Raw genomic sequence first — 24196 nt, forward strand, 5'->3', positions numbered from 1 at the left:
AGACTACAGCGCCAACGCTCTTTTCACCGGCGCGAAGCTGCGGCGATGATGCTCGGTGGCGCCCAGCGCGGCCAGCCGCTCCAGGTGGAAGGCGGTCGGGTAGCCTTTATGCTGCGCGAAACCGTAGTCCGGGTACTCGCTGTCCAGCTCGGCCATTTCGCGATCGCGCGTGACCTTCGCCAGAATGGACGCCGCGCTGATCTCCGCCACGCGGCTGTCGCCCTTCACCACCGCCTGCGAACGCATCGGCAGGTTCGGGCAACGGTTACCGTCGATTAAAACCATGTCCGGCGCGATATGCAACCCGGCCACCGCGCGCTGCATCGCCAACATGGTGGCGTGCAAAATGTTCAATTGGTCGATTTCTGCCGGTTCGGCGCGCCCCAGGCTCCAGGAGAGCGCCTTGGCGACGATTTCGTCATACAGCGCCAGGCGGCGTTTTTCACTGAGTTTCTTGGAGTCCGCCAGACCGACGATCGGCTGCGCCGGATCGAGGATCACGGCGGCGGTGACCACCGCGCCGACCAACGGGCCGCGACCCACTTCGTCCACACCGGCAATCAGCGTGGCAGCGGGATAGATAAAGGGTTCAATCATGCTTTCGCCAGCTCCAACACAGCCTGAGCGGCCTGTTCGTCCGCACCGCAACGGATGCTTTGGTGCAAGGTAAGGAAAGTGTGTTTCAACGCGTCGGTTTCCGGGCTCTCTTCCAGCAGCGGCATCACGGCGGCGGCCAGTTTGTCCGGCACGCAGTCATGCTGCAGCAACTCGGTGACGATCTCGCGCCCCGCCAGCAGATTCGGCAGCGAAACGTAAGGCGTTTTCACCAGCTTCTGCGCCAGCCAGAAAGTGAACGGCTTCATGCGATAGCCCACCACCATCGGGCACTTGGCCAACATGCACTCCAGCGCCGCCGTACCGGATGCCAGCAGCGCCGCGTCGCTGGCGATCATCGCTTCGCGCCCCTGCCCATTCAGCAGGTGTACGGTCAAATCCGGCGCAACCTCGGCCTTGATGCGCTCAAACTGCTCGCGCCGTTTGGCGTTGACCAACGGCACCACAACTTCCAGCTCGGGATAACGGGTGCGCAGCAACTGCGCGGTTTTGAGGAAATCGGCGCTCAGCATTTCGACTTCGGCGCCGCGACTGCCCGGCAGCAAGGCCAGACAGCGCGCCTGCGGAGCGATGCCAAGCTGAGCGCGCGCCGCCAGCCGGTCGGGCTGCAGCGGCATGGCGTCCGCCATGGTGTGGCCAATAAACCGGCAAGGCACGTTGAAACGATCGTAAAACGCTTTTTCGAAAGGGAGAAAGGCCAACACCAGATCGGTGGCTTTGCCTATTTTGAAAACGCGTTTTTGCCGCCAGGCCCACACGGAAGGGCTGACGTAGTGGATGGTGCGAATGCCGCGCTGTTTGAGGCGGCCTTCCAGCGTGATGTTGAAGTCCGGCGCGTCGATGCCGACAAACACGTCCGGCCGCAGCTCACCGAAACGGCGGGTGAGATCCTTGCGGATCTTCAACAGGCGTGGCAAGCGCTCAAGCACTTCCACCACGCCCATGACCGCCAGCTCTTCCATTTCGTACCAGGCTTCGCAGCCTTCGGCCTGCATCAGCGGGCCGGCGACGCCGACAAAACGCGCGTCGGGGATCTGCGCCTTGAGCGCACGGATCAAGCCGGCGCCGAGAATGTCACCGGAGGTTTCTCCGGCGACCAGTCCGATAGTCAATGGACGATTCGACATAACTCAGCGAATGATGCCACGGGTGGAACGGGTGAAGAAATCGAGGTATTGCTGCACTACCGGCTGTTCTTTGGCCAGGGCTTCGATTTCCGCTTTCGCTTCATCCAGCGTTTTCTCGCTGCGATACAGGATTTTGTAGGCGTTGCGGATTGCCTGCATTTCATCCTTGTCAAAACCGCGGCGCTTCAGGCCGACCGCGTTGACGCCGAACGGCGTAGCGTGGTTGCCCTGAGCGATGACGAAAGGAGGCACGTCCTGAGCGACACCGGAACAACCGCCTACCATCACATGCGCGCCGATAATGCAGAACTGGTGGATCGCCGTCATGCCGCCGATGATGGCGTGATCGTCGATTTCCACATGCCCCGCCAGCGTGGCGTTGTTGGCCAGCACGCAAGCATTGCCGACCACGCAATCGTGGGCGATGTGCACGTTGACCATCAGCAGGTTGTCGTTGCCCACTTTGGTCAGGCCGGTGCCCTGCGCGGTGCCGCGATGAATGGTCACGCTTTCGCGGATGCGGTTGCGATCGCCCACTTCAACGCGCGTCGGTTCGCCCGCGTATTTCAGATCCTGATTCACTTCGCCGATAGAGGCGAATTGATAAATCTGATTATCGCAGCCAATCTTGGTAATGCCGTTCACCACCACGTGGGATTTCAGCACCGTGCCGGCGCCGATTTCCACCTGGGAGCCGACGTAGCAGAAAGGGCCGATATGCACGTTGGCGCCGATCACGGCGCCTTCTTCGACTATCGCGCTAGGATGGATAAAGGCGGTTTGGTCAATCACGGATTAAGCCTCCCGGCTGCGGGCACACATCATGGTTGCTTCGCAGACAATTTTACCGTCAACGGTCGCCACGCCTTTGAAGCGAGTCAGACCGCGGCGAGTTTTCTCGAAGGTGACTTCCATGACCATCTGATCGCCTGGCACCACAGGGCGCTTGAAGCGTGCTTCGTCGATACCGGCGAAGTAATACAGCTCGCCCGGCTCCAGTTTGCCGACGCTTTTAAACGCCAGGATACCGGTGGCCTGCGCCATGGCTTCCAGGATCAATACGCCTGGGAAAATCGGTTTGCCAGGGAAATGGCCCTGGAAAAACGGTTCATTCACCGATACGTTCTTCACCGCACGCAGATATTTGTGCTCTTCAAACTCGAGGACGCGGTCGACCAGCAAGAACGGGTAACGGTGAGGAAGCAGATCCAAAATTTCTGCAATATCCAGAGTATGAGTGTCAGTAGTCAAAATACTCTTCCTGTCTCTAAAAACTGATGGCATCAACAACACGGCCTGCGCTGACCCCAAAAGGAGATCATCATGCAGGCCGCAAATTAACATCTCTTTGCGCTTTTGGTCTCACGACCAACGCGTTTCGTTTTGTACCCGCGAGAGCGGGCGGCAATGATTAGTCTTTTCCGACTTTACGTTCGACAGCTTTCAAGCGTTTGCTGATCTCATCGATATTCATTACCAACGCAGCGGTTTTACGCCAAACCTTGTTAGGCTGCAACGGAATGCCCGAAGAGTATACCCCAGGTTCGGTGATTGGTCGCATAACCATTCCCATTCCGGTAACAACAACCTTGTCGGCAATCTCCATGTGACCGTTGATCACGCTGGCGCCGCCAATCTGGCAGTAGCGGCCGATTTTCAGGCTGCCGGCCATGATCACACCGCCGGCGACGGCGGTATTGTCGCCAATCACGACGTTATGTGCAATCTGGCATTGGTTGTCGATGATAACACCATTCCCGATTTGGGTGTTATCCAAAGCGCCGCGGTCAATGGTGGTGCAAGCGCCGATTTCGACGCGATCGCCGATAATCACCGTGCCCAACTGAGGGATCTTGATCCACTCGCCGCGCTCATTCGCATAGCCGAAACCGTCCGCGCCGATCACAGTGCCCGACTGGATCAGGCAGCGCTGGCCGATTTCGACCGCATGATAAATCGTTACGTTCGCCCACAGACGCGTACCCGCGCCGATGCGTGCGTGTTTGCCGATGAAACAGCCCGGACCGATAACCACGTTATCGCCAAGCACCGCACCCGACTCGATCACCGCGTTCGCCCCAATGGCGACGTTCTGCCCCAACTGCGCTTCAGGCGAGATCACCGCGCTTGGCGCGATATCCTGCGCCGGCGCCGGCGTAGTGTCCATCAGTTGCGCCATGCGCGCGTAGGTCAGATAAGGGTTTTTAACCACCAGCGCCGCAGCACGGCAGTGTGGTAAATCCGCTTCGGTAAGCACCACGGCGCTTGCCTGGCAGGAAGACAGCTGCTCTTGATAGCGGCTGTTTGACAAAAACGTGATTTGGCCAGGCTGTGCCGAATGCATAGAAGCAATGCCGGTGATGACGAGATCGCCATCACCGTGCAATTGTGCATCCAACTGCTGCGCTAAATCAGCCAGTCGAATTGAAAGCATGTGTTATTTAACCTGTTTCAGCACGTCAGCAGTGATATCTTTGGAAGAGTCTGCATAGGCAACGGCGTTGGCGTCGATCACCACGTCATAACCGCCTTTGCTGGCGACAGATTTCACCGCGTCCTGAATGCGGCTCAGGATCTTGTTACGTTCTTCCATCTGGCGACGGCGGTTGTCCTGCTCGAAAGCCTGGGCTTTCTGAGAGAACTGCTCGCGTTGCGCCATCACGTCTTTTTCCAACTTGCTGCGGTCGCTGGCTTTCATGGTAGCGCCGTCACGCTGCAGACGTTGCATTTTGGTCTGCAGGCTACGTTCCATGTTCTGGAGTTCGCTTGCACGGCCTTTAAACTCGTTTTCCAGCTGTTTAGCGACCGCTTCGCGGGCCGGCAGCTGTTGGAAAATGCTGGAGACGTTAACGACAGCGATCTTATCTGCTGCCTGAACGCCAGCTGAAGCAGCCATTGCTAAACCGAGGCCTGCGGCACACAACCACTTTTTCACTATAAACTCCTTACCATCACCCATTTGTGTCATATGACACTGAAGTACACAATTTGCCAGACTTGTCCCACCAAACAATGAGAATCATCTCCCTCTGCCGGCGGGCGCCTGGCCATTGCGATTCTTAATAACTGTTATGCCCAGAGGCGAGACCCGTTACCAGGTCTTACCGATGTTAAACTGGAACTGTTCGGACTTGTCGCCTTCGTATTTCTTGATCGGGTTGGCGTAAGAGAACACCAACGGCCCCAGTGGCGACATCCACTGCAGCGCGATACCGGCGGAAGAACGAATATTGCTGGCTTTGCTGTAGTCCGGCACGCCGTACATCAGCGTTTCGTTGGTATTCTTCCACTTGGTGTCCCACACGGTACCGGCATCGATGAACAGCGACGTCCGCACCGAGTTGGCGTATTTCTCGCTGATGAACGGCGTCGGGGTGATCAGCTCCAGGCTGGCGACCGCCATGGCGTTACCGCCCACCGCGTCATCCGAGCTACAGATGCTCTGACGATCGGTCGTGCTGCCGGCGTTGAACTGACACTGGTACGAGTTGGAGTTGTAGTACACCGCCTTCGGACCAATGGTGTTGGACTGGAAGCCGCGCACGGTGCTCGAACCACCGGCGTAGAAGTTCTCGTAGAACGGCATTTCCTTGCCGCCCAGCCCATCCGCGTAACCCAGACGGCCACGGCCCAACAGCACCCAGGTGCGATCGTCGTTGATCGGCACGTACTGTACGCTGTCCAGCGTCACCTTGTAGTATTCGTTGTCCGAGCCCGGAATGGTGACCTTGCCGTTCAACGTGGTGCGGTTACCCGAGGTCGGGAAGTAGCCGCGGTCCAGGTTGTTGTAGGTCCAGCCCAGGTTCAGCGTAAAGTCGTCGGTCGAGTAGCTGGCGCGGTCGGTCTTGTTCGCATCCACGCCCATCGAGTCGAGGTAACGCCACATGGCGATCTGCGGCTGCATGTTCGACAGGCCGTTGTGGACGTAGCCCAGGCCGGTACGCAACGAGTTGTTTTCGTTGATCGGGAAGCCCAGCGTACCGTCGATACCGTAACTCTTGTTGGTATAGTCCGACAGATCCGCGTCATCCGCCTTAAAGTCGTTGTAGAAGATGCGGCCGCCCAGGCTCACACCGTCAACGGTGAAGTACGGGTTGGTGACCGACAGTTCGGTATAGGTCTGGTAGTCGTTCTTGGTGCCGCTGATGCCGACCGAGTAGCCGGTACCCAACCAGTTATCCTGCTGCACGCCGGCCTGGAAGCTGACGCCGCTCTCGGTGCCGTAACCGACGCCGAAGTTGAAGGTACCGGTGTTGCGTTCTTTTACCTTGTAGGTCACATCGACCTGATCGGCGGTGCCCGGCACGCGCTGGGTTTCCACGTCAACCGTTTCGAAGTAGCCCAGACGGTTCAGACGCTCTTTGCCCTGCTCGACCTGCTCGTTGCCGAGCCAGGCGCCTTCCATCTGGCGCATTTCGCGACGCAGTACGGAATCCTTGCTGGTGTCGTTACCTTCGAACTTGATGCGACGCACGTAGAAGCGGTTGCCCGCGTCAACGTTGACGTGCAGTTTGACGGTTTTATCCGCGTCGTTGATCTCAGGCTGAGTGCCGACGCGCGGGTAGGCGTAACCATAACGGCCCAACATCGTTTTGATGTTGTCTTCCATTTTGGTCACCTTGCTGCCGTTGTACAGCTCGCCTGGCTCAATTTTGGTGATCTGAGCGACTTCCGCCGAGTGGCCGGCCAGATTGCCGTTCACGACAACATCGGAAAGCTTGTACTGCTCGCCTTCGGTGATGTTGATGGTGATGTAGATGCCTTTTTTATCCGGCGTCAGGCTCACCTGGGTAGAATCGATGTTAAAGCGGGCATAGCCGCGATCCAGATAGAAGCTGCGCAGGGTTTCGAGATCGCCCGCCAGTTTTTGCTTCTGGTATTTGCGATCGCCGACCAGGTTCCACCATGGCACTTCATCACGCAGTTGGAAGCGTGAGATCAGTTCGTCGTTGGTGAAGGCATGGTTGCCGACGATGTTGATTTGTTGAATCTTGGCGGAGACCCCTTCCGTGAACACCAGTTTCAGGTCGACACGGTTACGCGGCAACGGCGTGACTACGGCTTTCACCGAGGCGCTGTATTTACCGACGCTGTAGTAGAAGTCTTCCAGCCCTTTTTCAATGCTGGAGATCGTGGTGCGGTCGAGCGCCTCGCCCACCCGGACGCCGGAGGCTTCCAGGTTCTGCTTGAGCATGTCATCCTTCACCGACTTATTGCCGGAGAAAGTGATGCTGGCGATGGTAGGACGTTCCTTCACCTGCACGATCAAGGTATTACCATCGCGCAGCACGCGCACGTCCTCGAAGTTGCCGGTGGCAAACAAGGCACGGATGGTATTACTGATGTCATCGTCAGTGACGGTATCGCCGACGCGAACCGGCATGTTGAGTAACGCCGCACCGACGGCGACTCGCTGCAGGCCTTCGAAATGAATGTCTTTCACTACGAACCCGTCTGCACCGTATACGGTGGCGCTGCCAAACAGCAGCGACGCTATGAGCAACTTTTTCATCGCCATCGTTGTTATGCGTTCTTCCTAACCTATCCCCGCCCCTAGAGGCGGGAAAAATCATTGAAAAGTGCAAGACCCATCAACAACACCAGCACGATCGAACCTATGCGGTAGCTGTAGTCCTGTACTCGCTCGGAAACCGGCCCACCCTTCAGCTTTTCTATCGCCAGGAAGAGGAGATGCCCACCATCTAACACCGGTAATGGGAACAGGTTGATGATACCCAGGTTGACGCTAATCAACGCCAGGAACATCAGATAATACACGAACCCGACTCCGGCTGACGCCCCAGCTCCCTGTGCAATCGAGATCGGGCCACTCAGGTTGTTCAGCTTTACATCACCGGTTATTAATTTGCCCAGCATGTTGACCGTCAGCCGCATCAGCTGCCAAGTCTTGTCGCCGGCCTGATACAGCGCCGGGAACGGTCCATACTGGCGAATCGTTTTATACTCGTCCGGCAGCGGCAGCACTTTTGGAATGATGCCTGCAAACCCCACCGATTTGTCTTTTCCCACCGGCTTTGTATCCGGTATCAGCGTCAAAGACAAGGGGGCGCCGTTTCTTTCAATCTCCAAAGCCAGCGATTGCCCCGGGCCATCGTGGATACGCTTCACCAGCGTCTGCCAACGACCCAACGGCTGACCATCGACTTTAACGATCCTGTCCCCCGCTTGTAAACCCGCCTTTTGCGCCGCCGAGTTAGGCTGCACTTCCGCCAACACGGATTCGATCTGCGGGCCGCGCGGCATAATGCCCAGCGCGACAACGGGATCCTGCTTGTCCGGTTCAAAGTTCCACTGGCGCAAATCCAGGGTTTTGGTCACGACCTGCGAAGAGCCGAACGGCGCGACCCCGACTTCGGTTTGCGCATCGCCGATCTTCGCCACCAGCGCCAGACGAACTGACTCCCAATCAGGCGTTTCGATGCCGTCAACCGACTTTAGTTCCATGCCAGACGAAATTTCAGCCTTGGCGGCGATGGATTGCGGCGCGATTTCGCCGATCACCGGGCGGAAACTCGGCACGCCGATGATGAACACCAGCCAATAGGCAAGGATAGCAAACAGGAAGTTGGCGATGGGGCCGGCGCTGATGATGGCCGCGCGCTGCCAGACGGTTTTGTTGTTGAAGGCCTGATGGCGCATTTCCGGCGCCACCGACTCCACGCGCTCGTCCAGCATCTTCACGTAGCCGCCAAGCGGAATCAAAGCGATAACGTACTCGGTGCCCTGGCGATCGGTGCGGCGCCACAGCGCCCGGCCGAAGCCGATGGAGAAACGTTCAACGCGCACGCCGCAACGACGGGCAACCCAAAAGTGTCCGAACTCGTGCACGGTAATCAAAATACCGAGCGCAATCAGAAACGCCACCAGGTTCCAAAGCACGCTGACCATCATCCCTCACTTTCCGCCATTGACGGATTAAAACACCAACAGCATCAGGCAGGCAAACACCGGCACCGCCGCGGTCAGGCTGTCGATACGATCCAGTATGCCGCCGTGACCGGGAATCAAATGACCGCTGTCCTTGATGCCCGCTTCGCGTTTGAACATGCTTTCGGTCAAATCGCCCAGCACCGAAGCCAGCGCGGCGATCACCGAACAGGCCAACAGCGTGGTCGGCACCACGTTTAGCGGCGCGTAGCGGCCGAACAGCCAGGAAATGACCGCCGATGTCAGCAGCCCGCCGATCAACCCTTCCCAGGTTTTACCCGGCGAGACCTTCGGCGCCAGCTTATGCTTGCCGAACAGCTTGCCGAACATATAGGCGCCGGAATCCGCGCCCCACACCAGCAGCATCACGTACAGCAGCCACCAGGCGCCGGTAAACGGGTTTTGCTCATAGCCGAACTGGCGCAGCGCCAGCATGCCCCAAAAAAACGGCACGATGGTCAGCAGGCCGAACAGCAGGCGCAGCGGGCGCGAATTGCGCCAGATGGCGGCCGAGCCGGGGTAAAACAGCACCAGCAGCAGCGCCGCCAGCCACCAGGCCAGCGACAGCCACAGCGAGCCGCTTACCTGCGGCACGGATTGATGGTAGGCGGGAACGCTGAGCATCATCAGCGCCAGCAGAAAACCGCACAGTATCGCCAGCCAGATGCGCTGCGAACGGGAGGTAAAACCGGCCAATTGGCCCCACTCCCAGGCTGCTAACATGCACACGACGAGCGTTACCAGAGCAAAGGCCAGCGGCGGCAACAGGAACAGCGCCGCGATAACGATCGGGATTAAAATCAGAGCAGTTATGAGGCGATACTTCAGCAAAAGTTCTCCCTAGGACGCATCGGCGCCGATAGGTGTTGTTCCCCCGAAGCGGCGCTCACGTTGTGCAAATGCATTCAGCGCACCTTCAAAGACAAGTTCATCGAAATCAGGCCAGAGCACATCAGTAAAGTAAAGTTCAGCATAGGCGATTTGCCACAGCAGGAAGTTACTGATGCGATGCTCGCCACCGGTGCGGATAACCAGATCCACCGGCGCCAGGTCGCTCATGCAAACCCGTTCGCTCAATAATTCCTCGCTGATCTGATCCGGGTGCAACTCACCGCCCCGTACCCGCTCGGCCAGCTCCCTTACTCCCTGAATGATATCCCAACGGCCGCCATAGTTGGCAGCGATATTGAGCGTCAGGCCATCGTTATTTTCCGTCAGTGCTTCAGAGCGGCGGATCCGCTCCTGCAAACGCGCGCTGAACCGGCTAATATCGCCGATCACCCGCAGCCTGACGTTATGTTTATGCAGGCTTTTTACTTCACTATCCAAAGCGCGGACAAAAAGCTCCATCAGGGCGGAGACTTCCTGCACCGGACGGTTCCAGTTTTCGCTGCTGAAGGCATAAAGCGTGAGTGCATCTAAATGGTGGCTGGCGGCAAAACTGACCGCGCGGCGAACCGATTTCACCCCTGCTTTATGACCGAAGACACGTAACTTGCCCTGACGTTTGGCCCAGCGTCCGTTACCGTCCATGATAATGGCGACATGGCGCGGCCCCGGGGAAGATGGATTAGCCTCTTGTTGGTTTGCGGACGACATAACTCGTACTTATTTCCTCAATAGAAATATAACTGCCTTTCCGGAACATCAGGCCCTTACGCGCAAAAAAAGCCGTGTGCCCGACACGGCTTTCAGCCTGCCCTCGCGATACCCGACGCAGCCGGGTCGCCATTGGCGCACAAGGCGCCAATCGGGTCATAATTCAACGGTATAACCGCTGACAGGTGGCGCAGACTATACCACCTCAGCGGGGCATGAACAAACGACCCCGCGGCGGCACGCGCGAATTACGAGCAAAATCGGATAATCGCCGTGATCAGCCGCACAACGCGCGAACGCGTTCCTCGGCGGCGGCGCGCGCCTGGCGGTCAATGTCTAAGACCGCGTCGATGCAGGTCGGTTCCTGCAGCGCGAGACGCTCCACCACCTGGCGGTTGACCGCCGCAATGTCGGTAAAGCGGATCTGCTGCTGCAAAAATGCCGCCACGGCGATTTCGTTGGCCGCGTTCAGCGCGGTGGTCGCCGCCTGGCCGGCCTCGAACGCGTCGATCGCCAAATACAGGCAAGGATAACGCTCGCGTTCCGGTTCAGCGAAGGTCAGCGAACCGATGCGGCAGAAGTCCAGCGCTTCCACGCCGGAGTTCACGCGCTGCGGATACGCCATCGCGTGGGCGATCGGCGTGCGCATATCCGGCGTACCCAGCTGCGCCAGCACGCTGCCGTCGGCATAGCGCACCATCGAGTGAATCACCGACTGCGGGTGCAGGATCACTTCCATTTGCTCGGCCGAGGCGTTAAACAGCCAGCGGGCCTCAATGTATTCCAGACCTTTGTTCATCATGGTGGCGGAGTCCACCGAGATCTTGCGGCCCATCGACCAGTTCGGGTGGGCGCAGGCTTGATCCGGCGTCATCGCGGCGAACTGGTCCAGCGGCGTGGTGCGGAACGGACCGCCAGAGCCGGTAAGCACGATGCGCGAAACACCATGACTGTCCAGTGAAGAGTATCCCAACTGGCGCTGAATACTCTCAGGCAAACTCTGAAAAATCGCGTTGTGCTCGCTGTCGAGCGGCAGCAGTTGCGCCTGGCTTTGCCGCACCGCGTCCATAAACAGGCGGCCGCAGGTGACCAGCGACTCTTTGTTAGCCAGCAGCACCTGCTTGCCGGCGCGGATCGCCGCCAGCGTCGGCAACAGCCCCGCAGCGCCGACGATGGCCGCTGTCACTTGATCGACGTCGTCCAAAGCCGCCAGTTCGCAAGCCGCTTGCTCCCCGGCCAATACCTCGGTAGCGACGCCGTTTTCCGCCAGAATGACGCGCAGCTCGCGGGCGGCGCTTTCATCCGCCATCGCGGCGAAGGCGGGCCGGAATTCGATGCATTGCTGCGCCATGACCGCGACGTTGCGGCCGGCCACCAGCGCTTTGATCGCAAAACGCTCGGGATTCGCCCTGACCACGGCCAGGGTGCTGGTCCCTACCGAGCCGGTCGAGCCAAGAATGGTCAGTTGCTTCATGAGTTCACTCTGAATAACTGTCTGATGAGATCGGAGGTGCTCCAGTGTGGAACCTTGGACACCGCTTGTCCATGATCTTTCAGTACGATGAAACGGGATCTGCGCCACAAAAAACAAAGCGCCGCCCAGGCGACGCTTTTTTTCTGCACGATGCTGATTAGAAATCCATCAGCTCTTTTTCTTTCTCCGCCAACGCGGCGTCGACCAGCTTGATGTAAGCGTCGGTCATTTTCTGAATCTCGTCTTGTGAACGACGTTCTTCGTCTTCGCTGATCTCTTTGTCTTTCAGCAGCGCCTTGACCTTGTCGTTGGCGTCGCGACGCACGTTACGCACCGCTACGCGGCCCTGCTCGGCTTCGCCGCGTACGATCTTGATCAGATCCTTACGGCGTTCTTCGGTCAGCGGAGGCAGCGGAACGCGAATGTCAGAACCGGCGGAAGACGGGTTAAGGCCCAGATCGGAGCTCATGATCGCTTTCTCAACGGCCTGGCTCAGGCTGCGGTCGAACACGTTGATTTTCAGCGTGCGGGAGTCTTCCACAGTCACGTTGGCCAGTTGACGCAGCGGCGTAGCGGCGCCGTAGTATTCCACCATGATGCCGTCCAGAATGCTTGGCGAAGCGCGGCCGGTGCGGATCTTGCTGATTTGGTTTTTGAATGCTTCTACGCTTTTTTCCATGCGTGAATCAGCATCTTTTCTGATTTCATTAGTCACGTTGCAAACCCTTGGAAGCTGGTTACTTGGCAGGCGATACTCAAGTATAGCCCGTAATCGTACTCGAAGAGCGCGCGGCGCCTGGCGTCACGCGCTCCGAAAAAGGGGTGTGAACAGCCTTATTTGCTGATCAGCGTACCTTCGTTCTCACCCATCACCACGCGGCGCAGCGCGCCAGGCTTATTCATGTTGAACACGCGGATCGGCAGACCGTGATCGCGGGCCAGCGTAAACGCCGCCAGATCCATCACTTTCAGCTCGCGCTCCAGCACGTCCTGATAGGTTAATTGTTCATACAGCGTCGCATCCGGGTTTTTCACCGGATCGGCGGAGTAGACCCCATCCACTTTGGTGGCTTTCAGCACCACGTCGGCTTCGATCTCGATACCACGCAGGCAAGCGGCGGAATCGGTGGTGAAGAACGGGTTGCCGGTACCGGCGGAGAAGATCACCACGCGGTTGTTGCGCAGCAGGCTGATCGCCTCTGCCCAGCTGTAATTATCACACACGCCGTTCAGCGGGATCGCCGACATCAGGCGGGCGTTCACATAGGCACGGTGCAGTGCATCACGCATAGCCAGGCCGTTCATCACGGTAGCCAGCATTCCCATGTGGTCGCCCACTACGCGGTTCATGCCGGCTTGCGCCAGGCCCGCGCCGCGGAACAGGTTCCCGCCGCCAATAACTACACCGACCTGAATTCCCAGTTCGACCAGCTCTTTCACTTCCTGAGCCATGCGATCCAAAACGCTGGCGTCGATACCAAAACCTTCTGCACCTTGCAGGGCTTCGCCACTCAGTTTAAGCAGAATACGCTGATATACGGGTTTTGCATTGGTTGCCATGGTGTTCTGTCCTAAGAAGCAGTATTAGTAGTGGGGATTTCAGCCGATGAAACGCGCCTGAGGTGAGTATCACGCTGCAGGGCCTGCCACCGGTGTAATTCTGGCTGGATAGTATGGAACCGCCAGACGGCGGTTCCATCGACAGTCATTAAGACTGTTTGCTCATCGCGGCAACTTCAGCAGCGAAGTCGGTTTCGACTTTCTCGATGCCTTCGCCCACTTCGAAGCGAATGAAGTTGGTCACGTCAGCGTTGTGCTCTTTCAGCACCTGAGCAACGGATTTGCTCGGATCCATAACGAAAGGCTGACCGGTCAGAGAAACTTCGCCGGTGAATTTCTTCATGCGGCCTTCAACCATTTTCTCTGCGATTTCTTTCGGCTTGCCGGACTGCATGGCGATGTCCAGCTGAACCTGGTACTCTTTTTCTACCACTTCAGCAGACACGTCTTCTGGCTTCACGAACTCTGGCTTGCTCGCCGCAACGTGCATTGCGATTTGCTTAACCAGTTCTTCGTCCGCGCCTTTAGCCGCAACCAGAACGCCGATACGCGCGCCGTGCAGGTAGCTGCCCAGCACGTCGCCTTCCAGGGAAGCAACGCGACGAATGTTGATGTTTTCGCCGATTTTTGCCACCAGCGCTACGCGCTCTTCTTCGAACTGTGCTTTCAGCACGTCAACGTCAGTGATTTTGCCAGCCATAGCGGCATCCAGCACTTTGTCGGCGAACGCCTGGAAACCGGCGTCTTTTGCTACGAAGTCAGTCTGGCAGTTAACTTCCAGAATGATGCCGTAGTTGCCTTCGATCTTGGTTTTGATCACGCCGTCAGCAGCCACGTTGCCTGCTTTTTTAGCGGCTTTGATCGCACCGGACTTACGCATGTTTTCGATTGCCAGTTCGATGTCGCCGTTGGATTCAACCAGCGCCTTCTTGCAATCCATCATGCCAGCGCCGGTACGCTCGCGCAGTTCTTTTACCAGGGCAGCGGTAATATCAGCCATTTCTTTTTCCTCGGTTATCTCGCGTGGAGACAGTTCTCATTCAGATAAGCAAAGGGGGCCTTAACAGGCCCCCCTAACCAACATATGTCAATACCTGGTTAATAAGGGCTCAGTGACGAGCTTGCCTTATTATTCAGCTTCTACGAAGCCTTCTTCCGCCTGAACGGCCAGATCTTGAGAACGACCTTCACGCACAGCGGCAGCAACAGCAGTCAGGTACAGGTTTACTGCACGGATTGCGTCGTCGTTACCAGGGATGATGAAGTCAACGCCGTCTGGGTTGGAGTTGGTATCAACGATAGAGAATACCGGGATACCCAGGTTGTTGGCTTCTTTGATCGCGATGTGCTCGTGATCGGCATCGATAACGAACAGTGCGTCTGGCAGACCGCCCATATCTTTGATACCGCCCAGGGAGTTTTCCAGCTTGGCCAGTTCACGAGTGCGCATCAGCGCTTCTTTCTTGGTCAGCTTGTCCAGGGTGCCGTCTTGAGACTGGATTTCCAGATCTTTCAAACGCTTGATGGACTGACGAACGGTTTTCCAGTTAGTCAGCATGCCACCCAACCAGCGGTGGTTCACGAAGAACTGGTCACAGCTGTTCGCAGCGTCTTTTACCGCTTCGCTTGCTGCGCGTTTGGTACCAACGAACAGGATCTTGCCTTTACGGGAAGAGATCTTGCTCAGTTCAGCCAGAGCGGCGTTGAACATTGGTACGGTCTGCTCCAGGTTGATGATGTGAACCTTGTTACGAGCGCCGAAGATGAAAGGCTTCATTTTCGGGTTCCAGTAACGGGTCTGGTGACCAAAGTGAACACCAGCCTTGAGCATGTCGCGCATGGAAACAGTTGCCATGATTAAACCTCTATAGATTAATTGGGGTTATGCCTCCACGTATCCCATAACGCCGACCCTGGCGGCGACAAGTCACCTCAGGGCACCCCGGCGGATGTGCCGATACGTGTGTGTTATTTACACAAAATGAGTGCAGTTAAAGTATTTTCGGCCGATTCCCGCCAGGTCACAAGAACCAAGTCGCGGATCGCCGGCGCGCTTTATACCATAAACCCGCCGCAGACACCAACTTTTGTTGCGTTTCGCCGGGCGTCAGGAAATGAAATTTGGCAGCCCCCGGCCGGGCTGATACCATAAGTCACTGCTTCTTATTGTCGACGATAACGACACCTGCGGACGAATTTCATGGCAATCTCAATTAAAACACCTGATGACATCCAAAAAATGCGCGTGGCCGGCCGCCTGGCCGCCGAAGTGCTGGAGATCATCGAGCCGCACGTCAAACCTGGCGTGACCACCGGCGAACTGGACCGTATCTGTCACGAGTACATCACCAACGAGCAGCAGGCCATCTCCGCCTGCCTCGGCTACCACGGCTTCCCGAAATCCGTGTGCATCTCGGTGAACGAAGTGGTGTGCCACGGCATCCCGAGCGATGACAAAACGCTGAAAGACGGCGACATCGTCAACATCGACGTGACCGTGATTAAAGACGGTTTCCACGGCGACACCTCGAAGATGTTCATCGTCGGCAAACCGACCATTCTGGGCGAGCGCCTGTGCCGCGTCACTCAGGAAAGCCTGTATCTGGCGCTGAAGATGGTCAAACCGGGCATCCGTCTGCGCACCTTGGGCAAAGCCATCCAGCAATTCGTCGAAGCCGAGAAGTTCTCCGTGGTGCGCGAGTACTGCGGCCACGGCATCGGCGAAGTGTTCCACGAAGAGCCGCAGGTGCTGCACTATGACGCGGACGACGGCGGCGTGGTGCTGCAGCCGGGCATGGCCTTCACCATCGAACCGATGGTCAACGCCGGCGACTACCGTATCCGCACCATGAAAGACGGCTGGACGGTAAAAACCAAAGATCGCAGCTTGTCGGCGCAGTATGAGCATACTATTGTGGTCACTGATAACGGCTGCGAGATAATGACGTTGCGCAAGGATGACACCATCCCCAACATCATTACGCACGAGATGTAAGCACTGCGGCGCACGCCGCGTGCAGAATGTCACCAGGCCGGCTTATGCCGGCCTTTTTTATGGGCTGCGCACTATGTCTGACAATCTCCTTCAACCGGCCGTGCCGATGCCGCCCGCCTCTCCCAGCGTCTACGGCGACGACGAGCTCACCTGCCCGCTGCTGAAACAGCGGCTGGAGCAGTTCCAGCTGTGGCTGGCGGCGGCGTTCGACGCCGGCTCCAGCGCCGAAAGCCTGGTGGCGGCGCGCAGCGACTTCATCGATCGCCTGCTGCGCCGGCTGTGGACGTTCTACGGCTTTGAAGATATCCCGGAAACCGCGCTGGTGGCGGTCGGCGGTTATGGCCGCGGCGAGCTGCATCCGCTGTCGGATATCGACGTGCTGGTGCTCAGCCAGCGCCGGCTGACGGAGCAACAGTCGCAGCGGGTCGGCGAGTTCATCACCCTGCTGTGGGATCTCAAGCTGGAAGTGGGCCACAGCGTGCGCACCCTGGAAGAGTGCCTGCTGGAAGGGCTGGCGGATCTGACCGTGGCCACCAACCTGATCGAATCGCGCATGATTTGCGGCGACGTCGCGCTGTTCCTGCAGATGCAAAAGCATATCTTCAGCGACGGCTTTTGGCCCTCGCCGCAGTTCTTCCACGCCAAGATCAGCGAGCAGCAGGAGCGTCATCAGCGCTACCACGGCACCAGCTATAACCTGGAACCGGATATCAAAAGCAGCCCCGGTGGCCTGCGTGACATCCACACGCTGCTGTGGGTGGCGCGCCGCCACTTCGGCGCCACCTCGCTGGACGAAATGGTCGGTTTCGGTTTCCTCACCCAGGCCGAGCGCAACGAGCTGAACGAATGCCAGAGCTTCCTGTGGCGCATCCGCTTTGCGCTGCATCTGGTGCTGCCGCGTTACGACAACCGTCTGCTGTTCGATCGTCAGCTCAGCGTGGCGCAGCTGCTGCGCTATGAAGGCGAAGGCAACGAGCCGGTCGAGCGCATGATGAAAGACTTCTACCGCATGACGCGCCGCGTCGGCGAGCTGAACCACATGCTGCTGCAGCTGTTCGACGAAGCCATCCTGGCGCTGGACGCCACCGAAAAGCCGCGTCCGCTGAACGACGATTTCCAGCTGCGCGGCGATCTGATCGATCTGCGTGACGAAACGCTGTTTATCCGCGAGCCGCAAGCCATCATGCGCATGTTCTACCTGATGGTGCGCAACCGCGAGATCAAGGGCATTTACTCCACCACCGTGCGCCAGCTGCGCCACGCGCGCCGCCACCTGAAACAGCCGCTGTGCACCATCCCGGAAGCGCGCGATCTGTTTATGGCCATCCTGCGTCACCCCGGCGCGGTGTCGCGCGCGCTGGTGCCGATGCACCGTCACAGCGTGCTGTGGGCCTATATGCCGCAGTGGGGCAAGATCGTCGGGCAGATGCAGTTCGATCTGTTCCACGCCTATACCGTCGACGAACACACTATCCGCGTGCTGCAGAAGCTGGAGAGCTTCGCCGATGCGCAAACCCGGCCGCGCCATCCGCTGTGCGTGGAGCTGTATCCGCGCCTGCCGCACCCGGAACTGCTGCTGCTGGCGGCCTTGTTCCACGATATCGCCAAAGGGCGCGGCGGCGATCACTCGATCCTCGGCGCGGAAGACGTGGTGGAGTTCGCCGAACTGCACGGCCTCAACTCGCGAGAAACCCAGCTGGTGGCCTGGCTGGTGCGCTGCCACCTGCTGATGTCGGTCACCGCGCAGCGCCGCGATATCCAGGATCCGACGGTGATCCAGCAGTTCAGCAGCGAAGTGCAGAGCGAAACCCGCCTGCGCTATCTGGTGTGCCTGACGGTGGCGGATATCTGCGCCACCAACGAAACCCTGTGGAACAGCTGGAAGCAGAGCCTGTTGCGCGAGCTGTATTTCGCCACCGAAAAACAGCTGCGCCGCGGCATGCAAAACAGCCCGGATTTGCGCGAACGCGTGCGCCACCATCGCCTGCAGGCGCTGGCGCTGCTGCGCATGGACAACATCGACGAAGAGGCGCTGCACCGCATCTGGAGCCGCTGCCGCGCCGATTACTTCCTGCGCCACTCGCCGAATCAGCTGGCCTGGCACGCCCGCCACCTGCTGGCCCACGACTCCACCCAGCCGCTGGTGCTGGTCAGCCGCCAGGCGACGCGCGGCGGCACCGAGATCTTCATCTGGAGCCCGGATCGCCCTTACCTGTTCGCCGCCGTCGCCGGAGAGATGGATCGCCGCAACCTGAGCGTGCACGACGCCCAGATCTTCACCAACCGCGACGGTATGGCGATGGACACCTTTATCGTGCTGGAGCCGGACGGCAGCCCGCTGGCGCAGGATCGCCACGCGGCGATCCGCCAGGCGCTGCTGCAGGCCATCACCCAGCGGGAGTACCAGCCGCCGCGCGTGCGCCGCCCCTCTTCCAAGCTGCGCCACTTCAGCGTGCCGACCGAGGTCACTTTCCTGCCGACCCACACCGATCGCCGCAGCTACCTGGAGCTGACCGCGCTCGACCAACCCGGCCTGCTGGCTCGGGTGGGCGAAGTGTTCGCCGATCTGGGGCTGTCGCTGCACGGCGCGCGCATTTCCACCATCGGCGAGCGGGTCGAGGATTTGTTTATCCTGGCCGACGGCGAGCGGCGCGCGCTCGACCAAGAAACGCGCAGAAAGTTGGAGCAACGGTTGACAGAGGCCCTCACCCCAAACGATAAAATGTGATACAAGTAACTTTTTACCGACAACATCAGGAAAGAGAACAGCATGCAGCAATTACAGAACGTTATTGAAAGCGCCTTCGAACGCCGTGCGGACATCACTCCGGCGAACGTAGACACCGTAACGCGCGAAGCGGTAAACCAGGTGATCGGCCTGTTGGACAGCGGCGCCCTGCGCGTTGCCGAGAAGATCGACGGTCAATGGGTCACCCACCAGTGGCTGAAGAAAGCCGTGCTGCTCTCTTTCCGCATCAACGATAACAAGGTGATGGACGGCGCGGAAACCCGCTACTACGACAAAGTGCCGATGAAATTCGCCGACTACGACGAAGCGCGCTTCCAGAAGGAAGGTTTCCGCGTCGTGCCGCCGGCCACCGTGCGCCAGGGCGCGTTCATCGCTCGCAACACCGTGCTGATGCCGTCTTACGTTAACATCGGCGCCTACGTCGACGAAGGCACCATGGTCGACACCTGGGCCACCGTCGGTTCTTGCGCGCAGATCGGCAAAAACGTTCACCTGTCCGGCGGCGTCGGCATCGGCGGCGTGCTGGAGCCGCTGCAGGCCAACCCGACCATCATCGAAGACAACTGCTTCATCGGCGCGCGCTCCGAAGTGGTGGAAGGCGTGATCGTGGAAGAAGGCTCGGTGATTTCGATGGGCGTCTACCTCGGCCAGAGCACCCGCATCTATGACCGCGAGACCGGCGAAATCCATTACGGCCGCGTGCCGGCGGGTTCGGTGGTGGTTTCCGGCAACCTGCCGTCGAAAGACGGTTCTTACAGCCTGTACTGCGCGGTGATCGTCAAGAAAGTCGACGCCAAAACCCGCGGTAAAGTCGGCATTAATGAGTTATTGCGCACTATCGACTAAATTGAAATAGCGGGTGATTCACCCGCTATTTTTTTGTCTGCGTTTCGCTGGCAGTCACAGTCGCAGATCTCGCTTTCCGCCATAATTGCAGTCGTGGAATATAACGATCACATCTAAAGAGGGCGCAGTATGTACGATAACTTGAAGAGTTTGGGCATCAATCAACCGGAAGACGTCGATCGCTATAGCCTGCGTCAAGAGGCCAACAACGACATCCTCAAGATCTATTTCCGCAAGGACAAAGGCGAGTTCTTCGCCAAGAGCGTGAAGTTCAAGTACCCGCGCCAGCGTAAAACCGTGGTGGCGGACAACGCCGGCCAAGGCTACAAGGAAATTCACGAGATCAACCCGAACCTGCGTTACGTGATCGACGAGCTGGATCAGCTGTGCCAGCGCGATCAGGTGGAAGTGGATCTGAAGCGTAAAATCCTCGACGACCTGCGCCATCTCGAAGGCGTGGTGTCGCACAAGATTGCCGAGATCGAAGCCGATCTGGAAAAACTCACCCGCGGCAAATAATGCGGTTCGGTTAACCCGCATCATCGTTAAGGCGCCCTTTTGCGGCGCCTTTTTACGTTATGACTGCAGCAGCGTGCCCCACTGCTCGACCCACGGGCAGGCGGCCACTTCCGGCTCCGGCTGTTCCATCGCATCGATCTCCAGCACTTCGCCAACGCGGGTGGCACCCTGCTCCTGCAGCAGCGCGTCGAACGCGCGCCCGGCGCCGCAGAAGTTGTCATAGCTGCTGTCGCCGAGGGCGATCAGCCCATAGCGCAGCTCCGGCTGATAGCCAACCTGATCGCGGATAGCGTGGAACAGCGGCGCGATGCTGTCCGGCAGATCGCCCTGCCCGGTGGTGGAGGTGATCACCAGCGCGTAGTGCTGACGATAATACTGCCAGGCCTCCAGCGTGCCCTCTTCGAACAGTTTGACCTCATGGCCCTGCTCGCTGAGGATGTTTTGCGCCTCTTCCGCCACCAGCAGCGAATTGCCGTAGACCGTTCCCACGAAGATACCAACCTGAGCCATGGCTCCTACTCCCTTCATTACCTTTAAAAATTGTCAGCTATCCTGACCGTTAGCCGCGCTAAACTCAACCCCGGCAAGTTCAGGGAATACCCCCGCCCAGCCGAACTGCGCCATCACCCCTTGCCAGGCTTCGTCCCAGCGCGCCGTTACCTGCAGCGGCTCGCCGGTCACCGGGTGCGTCAGTTGCAGGTGGCTGGCGTGCAGCATCAGGCGCGGGCAGCCGAAATGCTGCGCCATCCCGCGGTTCTGCCGCAGATCGCCGTGCTTGCTGTCGCCGATGATCGGATGGCGAAGATGCGCCATGTGGCGCCGCAGTTGGTGCTTGCGGCCGGTTTCCGGCTGCAGTTCCACCAGACTGTACCGCGCGCTGTCGTAGCGGCCGATGGCCACCGGCATCTCTACCTGCGCCAACGGCCGGTAGTGCGTCACCGCCGGCTGCGGCCCCTTGTCGGCATCGGCATGTTTATCGGCGATTTTATCCAGCTCAGCCGTCAGCGGGTAGTCGAGGGTCGCCTCCTCCTGCACGTAACCGCGCACCACCGCATGATAGGTTTTCTGCACCTGGTGCTGCTCGAACTGCTGCGACAGCAGGCGCGCCACCTCACTGGAGAGCGCCATCAGCAAGACGCCGGACGTCGGGCGATCGAGACGGTGCACGGTAAAGACATGCTGCCCGAGCTGATCGCGCACCGTCTGCATCATAAAGCGAGTTTCATGACGGTCCAGCCAACTGCGGTGCACCAACCAGCCCGACGGTTTGTTCACCGCCACCAGGTGTTCATCCTGATACAAAATCTCAATCACATCGCGTTCCCAGGTCAATAGCCGTTTCGGGCGCGAGTATAACAGGCATGAGACGCAACGCTAGTTCACCCATTCGATGGTCACCAGGCGCGTATCGGCGCGGCCGCGATCGTCCACCGCCCGAATGCGGTAACGCCCATTGTTGATCGGCCGCCAGTCGATCGGTTTTTTACTGGCGCTGCTGCCGAGATAGATATCGTCGACGAACCAGTACACCGTCTTGCTGTCGGCGTCCGTCACCGCATTGAAGGCGATGTTGTCCCGCCCCTGCTGCGACTGGCGCAGGGTATAAGTGGTGTTTTTCAACGGCGAGGTGATGCGCGGCGCGTTGCCGCCGACGGCGATGCCGTTGTCCTTGCAGCGATTGACCGGCGGCGCCCGCTTCGGCAGCCCGGCCTGGGCGAACACGTTGGCCAAATCGGAAGGCCAGAATTCAAAAATTTCGGTGCGGGTCTGCGCCGCATCATACGGCGGGCAAACGACCTCGCCGCTGTGAATATCCAGCACCACCGGCCGGTAGACGCTGTCTACCTTGATCGGCGACTTGCCGGGAATGAACCAGGTCTTGCCCTTTTGCTGGCACCACGGCGTCGGCAGATCGCCGCTGGCGAGACAAATGTCTACCCGCCGCAGCCGCTTGGGGAACGGATGTTTCGGTTCCCGCAGGGCAGGATAGCTGGCGTTGACGCTGTCGATGATATTGAAAAACAGCGGCGCGGCCGCCTCGGCGCCGACCAACGCATTGTTGCCGCGCCCATCGAAGTTGCCTTCCCACACCACCAGCACGTAAGGGCCGAAAATCCCGACGCTCCAGGCGTCGCGAAAGCCCCAGGAGGTGCCGGTCTTCCAGTACACCGGCAGCGACGAAGAACGCTGCGCCAGCGTATCGCCCGGCCGCCGGTGCTGGCGCAGCATATCCAGCGTGATGAAACTGGCCTCCTCGCTCAGCAGCCGCACCGGCGTCGATTCGGCCAGGTTCAACTGCATGCGAAGCGGCCGCAGCTCACCGCGATTCGCCAGCAGCGCATACAGCTTCGCCAATTCCTGCGCCGTTACCTCGCCACCGCCCAATACCAGCGACAGCCCGTAGTGGCTCTCATTGGCCATATTGGCGACGCCGGTCAGGCGTAAGAACTGATAAAAAGTCGGCTGGCGAAGCTGCGAGGCAACATATACCGCCGGAATATTGCGGCTGAAATTTAGCGCGTCGGTGGCGGTCACCGGGCCGAGGAAGCGCCGGTCGAAATTTTCCGGCGCATAGGCGCCGAACGACGAAGGCACGTCTTTCAGGATGGTCATCGGATGCAGCACGCCCTGCTCCATGCCCAGCGCGTAGATGAACGGCTTCAGCGTCGATCCCGGCGAACGCTTGGCGTTGGTGCCGTTCACCTGCCCCTGAATCGGACGGCTGTAATAGTCCGCCGAGCCCACCAGCGCGCGCACCCCCATATCGCGGCTGTCCACCAACAGCACCGCGGCGTTTTGAATGCCGCGGCTGCGGTTGCGGGCGATAAAGGCGTTAACCTGCCGCTCGACCAGCCGCTGCAACCCGGCGTCCAGCGTAGTGTCGACGCGAGTGTCGCGCTGCACCAGTTGCTGCGTCTGCAGGCGCAGCTGTTCGATAAAGTGCGGCGCAATATAGGGCACTTGCTCAGGCTGCCGCAGCGCCAGCGGCAGGCGGAACAGCGTTTGCTGGCTGGCGTCAGTCGGGTAAACCTGTTGCCAGCGCAGGAACAGACGGTTGCGCGCCTGCGTCAATGCGGCGCCGAGCACGCCGGTTTTCGGCTCCAGACGGTAGCTGGGCGACTGCGGCAACACCGCCAGCGTCAGCGCCTCCGGCAGGGTCAACGCCTTCGGCGACTTGGCGAAATAGATCAGGCTGGCGGCGCCGATGCTTTCGATATTGCGGCCGTAGGGCGCGTAATTCAGGTAGGCTTCCAGGATATCACGCTTGGAGTAGCTCAATTCCAGCTGCACCGCGCGCAGCACCTGCAGCAGCTTGCCGCCTGGCGTGCGGGTATTGAGATGCCAGCGCATCCGCGCCAGCTGCATGCTGATGGTCGATCCGCCCTGCATTTTGCCGCCGGCGACATAGCTGCGCCAGAAGCCGCGCATCAGGCTGACGGGGTTAAATCCGGGGTTGTAGTAGAACCAGCGATCTTCGTGCAGCAGCAGCCCGCGCACCGCCAGCGGCGACACCTGTTCCAGCGGGGTCCACAATCGGTAGCGATCGTCGTTGGCCAGCGTGATGCGCAACAGCGCGCCGTGCCTGTCGTAATAAACGGAAGACTGCGGCAGCCCCAGCCACAGGGGCGGATGCGGCCACAGCCGAATCGCGGCCAACAGCAGCGCCAGTAAAAACGCCGCCATCAAGCCGTTTTGCAGCACGCGCCCGGTCAGGATCTTCATACGTTCTCAGCATTCCGGCGCCAGACGCTGGCCTGGTGCCG

The 24196-nt window shown here is 59.2% G+C and carries 22 protein-coding genes; 4 read left to right on the forward strand and 18 right to left on the reverse strand.

Going from position 1 to position 24196, the window contains the following annotated elements:
- Positions 1 to 3: 3 nt before the first annotated feature.
- From rnhB to rpsB, 15 genes are all read right to left on the reverse strand, one after another.
- The gene (gene rnhB, locus IT763_RS18420; protein WP_016929880.1) at positions 4 to 597 is read right to left on the reverse strand and encodes a ribonuclease HII; all 594 of its coding nucleotides are present in this window, start codon (positions 595 to 597) and stop codon (positions 4 to 6) included.
- Entirely contained in the window at positions 594 to 1742 is a 1149-nt protein-coding gene (lpxB, locus tag IT763_RS18425) for a lipid-A-disaccharide synthase (protein WP_028128317.1), read from the reverse strand. The genes rnhB and lpxB overlap by 4 nt, the downstream gene beginning before the upstream one ends.
- Positions 1743 to 1745: 3 nt before the next feature.
- Complete coding sequence (gene lpxA / locus IT763_RS18430) at positions 1746 to 2534, reverse strand: acyl-ACP--UDP-N-acetylglucosamine O-acyltransferase (RefSeq protein ID WP_016929882.1); 789 nt, start codon at positions 2532 to 2534, stop codon at positions 1746 to 1748.
- 3 nt (positions 2535 to 2537) lie between these two features.
- On the reverse strand, positions 2538 to 2993 hold the full coding sequence (gene fabZ / locus IT763_RS18435; RefSeq protein WP_004931962.1) for a 3-hydroxyacyl-ACP dehydratase FabZ: 456 nt from the start codon (positions 2991 to 2993) through the stop codon (positions 2538 to 2540).
- 160 nt (positions 2994 to 3153) lie between these two features.
- Positions 3154 to 4176, reverse strand: coding sequence for a UDP-3-O-(3-hydroxymyristoyl)glucosamine N-acyltransferase (lpxD, locus tag IT763_RS18440; protein WP_004931959.1), 1023 nt, complete (start codon positions 4174 to 4176; stop codon positions 3154 to 3156).
- A gap of 3 nt (positions 4177 to 4179) precedes the next feature.
- Positions 4180 to 4677 carry a molecular chaperone Skp gene (skp, locus tag IT763_RS18445; protein ID WP_004931958.1) on the reverse strand — a complete coding sequence of 166 codons (498 nt, stop codon included), beginning with the start codon at positions 4675 to 4677 and terminating at the stop codon, positions 4180 to 4182.
- A gap of 156 nt (positions 4678 to 4833) precedes the next feature.
- Positions 4834 to 7260: an outer membrane protein assembly factor BamA gene (gene bamA, locus IT763_RS18450; protein WP_033639522.1), complete on the reverse strand. Its 2427-nt coding sequence runs from the start codon at positions 7258 to 7260 to the stop codon at positions 4834 to 4836.
- Between the two features lie 35 nt (positions 7261 to 7295).
- Complete coding sequence (gene rseP, locus IT763_RS18455; protein WP_028127525.1) at positions 7296 to 8651, reverse strand: sigma E protease regulator RseP; 1356 nt, start codon at positions 8649 to 8651, stop codon at positions 7296 to 7298.
- Positions 8652 to 8678: 27 nt separating this feature from the next.
- Complete coding sequence (gene cdsA / locus IT763_RS18460; protein ID WP_004931949.1) at positions 8679 to 9521, reverse strand: phosphatidate cytidylyltransferase; 843 nt, start codon at positions 9519 to 9521, stop codon at positions 8679 to 8681.
- A 9-nt stretch (positions 9522 to 9530) separates the two neighbouring features.
- Positions 9531 to 10289, reverse strand: a complete 759-nt coding sequence (ispU, locus tag IT763_RS18465; protein WP_049299600.1) for a (2E,6E)-farnesyl-diphosphate-specific ditrans,polycis-undecaprenyl-diphosphate synthase — start codon at positions 10287 to 10289, stop codon at positions 9531 to 9533.
- 277 nt (positions 10290 to 10566) lie between these two features.
- Positions 10567 to 11763, reverse strand: a complete 1197-nt coding sequence (gene ispC, locus IT763_RS18470) for a 1-deoxy-D-xylulose-5-phosphate reductoisomerase (protein ID WP_049299599.1) — start codon at positions 11761 to 11763, stop codon at positions 10567 to 10569.
- Positions 11764 to 11920: 157 nt separating this feature from the next.
- Positions 11921 to 12478, reverse strand: a complete 558-nt coding sequence (gene frr, locus IT763_RS18475) for a ribosome recycling factor (RefSeq protein WP_004931943.1) — start codon at positions 12476 to 12478, stop codon at positions 11921 to 11923.
- 119 nt (positions 12479 to 12597) lie between these two features.
- Positions 12598 to 13323 (reverse strand): UMP kinase, encoded by a 726-nt coding sequence (gene pyrH, locus IT763_RS18480; RefSeq protein ID WP_004931940.1) that lies wholly within the window; start codon positions 13321 to 13323, stop codon positions 12598 to 12600.
- 148 nt (positions 13324 to 13471) lie between these two features.
- On the reverse strand, positions 13472 to 14323 hold the full coding sequence (gene tsf, locus IT763_RS18485) for a translation elongation factor Ts (protein WP_016929890.1): 852 nt from the start codon (positions 14321 to 14323) through the stop codon (positions 13472 to 13474).
- 129 nt (positions 14324 to 14452) lie between these two features.
- A complete protein-coding gene (gene rpsB, locus IT763_RS18490) occupies positions 14453 to 15178 on the reverse strand; it encodes a 30S ribosomal protein S2 (RefSeq protein WP_016929891.1) in 726 nt (241 codons plus the stop codon).
- A 345-nt stretch (positions 15179 to 15523) separates the two neighbouring features.
- Between rpsB and map the strand changes: the two genes are divergently transcribed.
- The 4 genes from map (at position 15524) to IT763_RS18510 (ending at position 20432) form a co-directional block, all read left to right on the forward strand.
- Complete coding sequence (map, locus tag IT763_RS18495; RefSeq protein WP_028127527.1) at positions 15524 to 16318, forward strand: type I methionyl aminopeptidase; 795 nt, start codon at positions 15524 to 15526, stop codon at positions 16316 to 16318.
- Positions 16319 to 16391: 73 nt separating this feature from the next.
- A complete protein-coding gene (glnD, locus tag IT763_RS18500) occupies positions 16392 to 19046 on the forward strand; it encodes a bifunctional uridylyltransferase/uridylyl-removing protein GlnD (protein ID WP_028128316.1) in 2655 nt (884 codons plus the stop codon).
- A gap of 42 nt (positions 19047 to 19088) precedes the next feature.
- Entirely contained in the window at positions 19089 to 19913 is an 825-nt protein-coding gene (gene dapD / locus IT763_RS18505; protein ID WP_004931932.1) for a 2,3,4,5-tetrahydropyridine-2,6-dicarboxylate N-succinyltransferase, read from the forward strand.
- Between the two features lie 129 nt (positions 19914 to 20042).
- The gene (locus IT763_RS18510) at positions 20043 to 20432 is read left to right on the forward strand and encodes a DUF3461 family protein (protein ID WP_004931929.1); all 390 of its coding nucleotides are present in this window, start codon (positions 20043 to 20045) and stop codon (positions 20430 to 20432) included.
- A 57-nt stretch (positions 20433 to 20489) separates the two neighbouring features.
- Here IT763_RS18510 and IT763_RS18515 read toward each other — a convergent pair whose 3' ends face one another.
- The 3 genes from IT763_RS18515 to pbpC are packed head-to-tail and all read right to left on the reverse strand — an operon-like array spanning position 20490 to position 24155.
- Positions 20490 to 20942: a flavodoxin gene (locus IT763_RS18515; RefSeq protein ID WP_016929894.1), complete on the reverse strand. Its 453-nt coding sequence runs from the start codon at positions 20940 to 20942 to the stop codon at positions 20490 to 20492.
- Between the two features lie 33 nt (positions 20943 to 20975).
- Positions 20976 to 21746, reverse strand: coding sequence for a tRNA pseudouridine(65) synthase TruC (gene truC / locus IT763_RS18520; RefSeq protein ID WP_049299602.1), 771 nt, complete (start codon positions 21744 to 21746; stop codon positions 20976 to 20978).
- Between the two features lie 60 nt (positions 21747 to 21806).
- On the reverse strand, positions 21807 to 24155 hold the full coding sequence (pbpC, locus tag IT763_RS18525) for a penicillin-binding protein 1C (protein ID WP_164053606.1): 2349 nt from the start codon (positions 24153 to 24155) through the stop codon (positions 21807 to 21809).
- Positions 24156 to 24196: the final 41 nt, after the last annotated feature.

This window comes from Serratia sp. CMO1 (assembly GCF_015689115.1).
Lineage (GTDB): Bacteria > Pseudomonadota > Gammaproteobacteria > Enterobacterales > Enterobacteriaceae > Serratia > Serratia marcescens.

Bases quoted from the DNA above. Each gene is read 5' to 3' on its own strand.
- rnhB (WP_016929880.1), bottom strand. From the start codon at position 597: ATGATTGAACCCTTTATCTATCCCGCTGCCACGCTGATTGCCGGTGTG.
- lpxB (WP_028128317.1), bottom strand. From the start codon at position 1,742: ATGTCGAATCGTCCATTGACTATCGGACTGGTCGCCGGAGAAACCTCC.
- lpxD (WP_004931959.1), bottom strand. From the start codon at position 4,176: ATGCTTTCAATTCGACTGGCTGATTTAGCGCAGCAGTTGGATGCACAA.
- bamA (WP_033639522.1), bottom strand. From the start codon at position 7,260: ATGGCGATGAAAAAGTTGCTCATAGCGTCGCTGCTGTTTGGCAGCGCC.
- rseP (WP_028127525.1), bottom strand. From the start codon at position 8,651: ATGGTCAGCGTGCTTTGGAACCTGGTGGCGTTTCTGATTGCGCTCGGT.
- ispU (WP_049299600.1), bottom strand. From the start codon at position 10,289: ATGTCGTCCGCAAACCAACAAGAGGCTAATCCATCTTCCCCGGGGCCG.
- ispC (WP_049299599.1), bottom strand. From the start codon at position 11,763: ATGAAGCAACTGACCATTCTTGGCTCGACCGGCTCGGTAGGGACCAGC.
- pyrH (WP_004931940.1), bottom strand. From the start codon at position 13,323: ATGGCAACCAATGCAAAACCCGTATATCAGCGTATTCTGCTTAAACTG.
- tsf (WP_016929890.1), bottom strand. From the start codon at position 14,323: ATGGCTGATATTACCGCTGCCCTGGTAAAAGAACTGCGCGAGCGTACC.
- rpsB (WP_016929891.1), bottom strand. From the start codon at position 15,178: ATGGCAACTGTTTCCATGCGCGACATGCTCAAGGCTGGTGTTCACTTT.
- map (WP_028127527.1), top strand. From the start codon at position 15,524: ATGGCAATCTCAATTAAAACACCTGATGACATCCAAAAAATGCGCGTG.
- glnD (WP_028128316.1), top strand. From the start codon at position 16,392: ATGTCTGACAATCTCCTTCAACCGGCCGTGCCGATGCCGCCCGCCTCT.
- dapD (WP_004931932.1), top strand. From the start codon at position 19,089: ATGCAGCAATTACAGAACGTTATTGAAAGCGCCTTCGAACGCCGTGCG.
- IT763_RS18510 (WP_004931929.1), top strand. From the start codon at position 20,043: ATGTACGATAACTTGAAGAGTTTGGGCATCAATCAACCGGAAGACGTC.
- IT763_RS18515 (WP_016929894.1), bottom strand. From the start codon at position 20,942: ATGGCTCAGGTTGGTATCTTCGTGGGAACGGTCTACGGCAATTCGCTG.
- pbpC (WP_164053606.1), bottom strand. From the start codon at position 24,155: ATGAAGATCCTGACCGGGCGCGTGCTGCAAAACGGCTTGATGGCGGCG.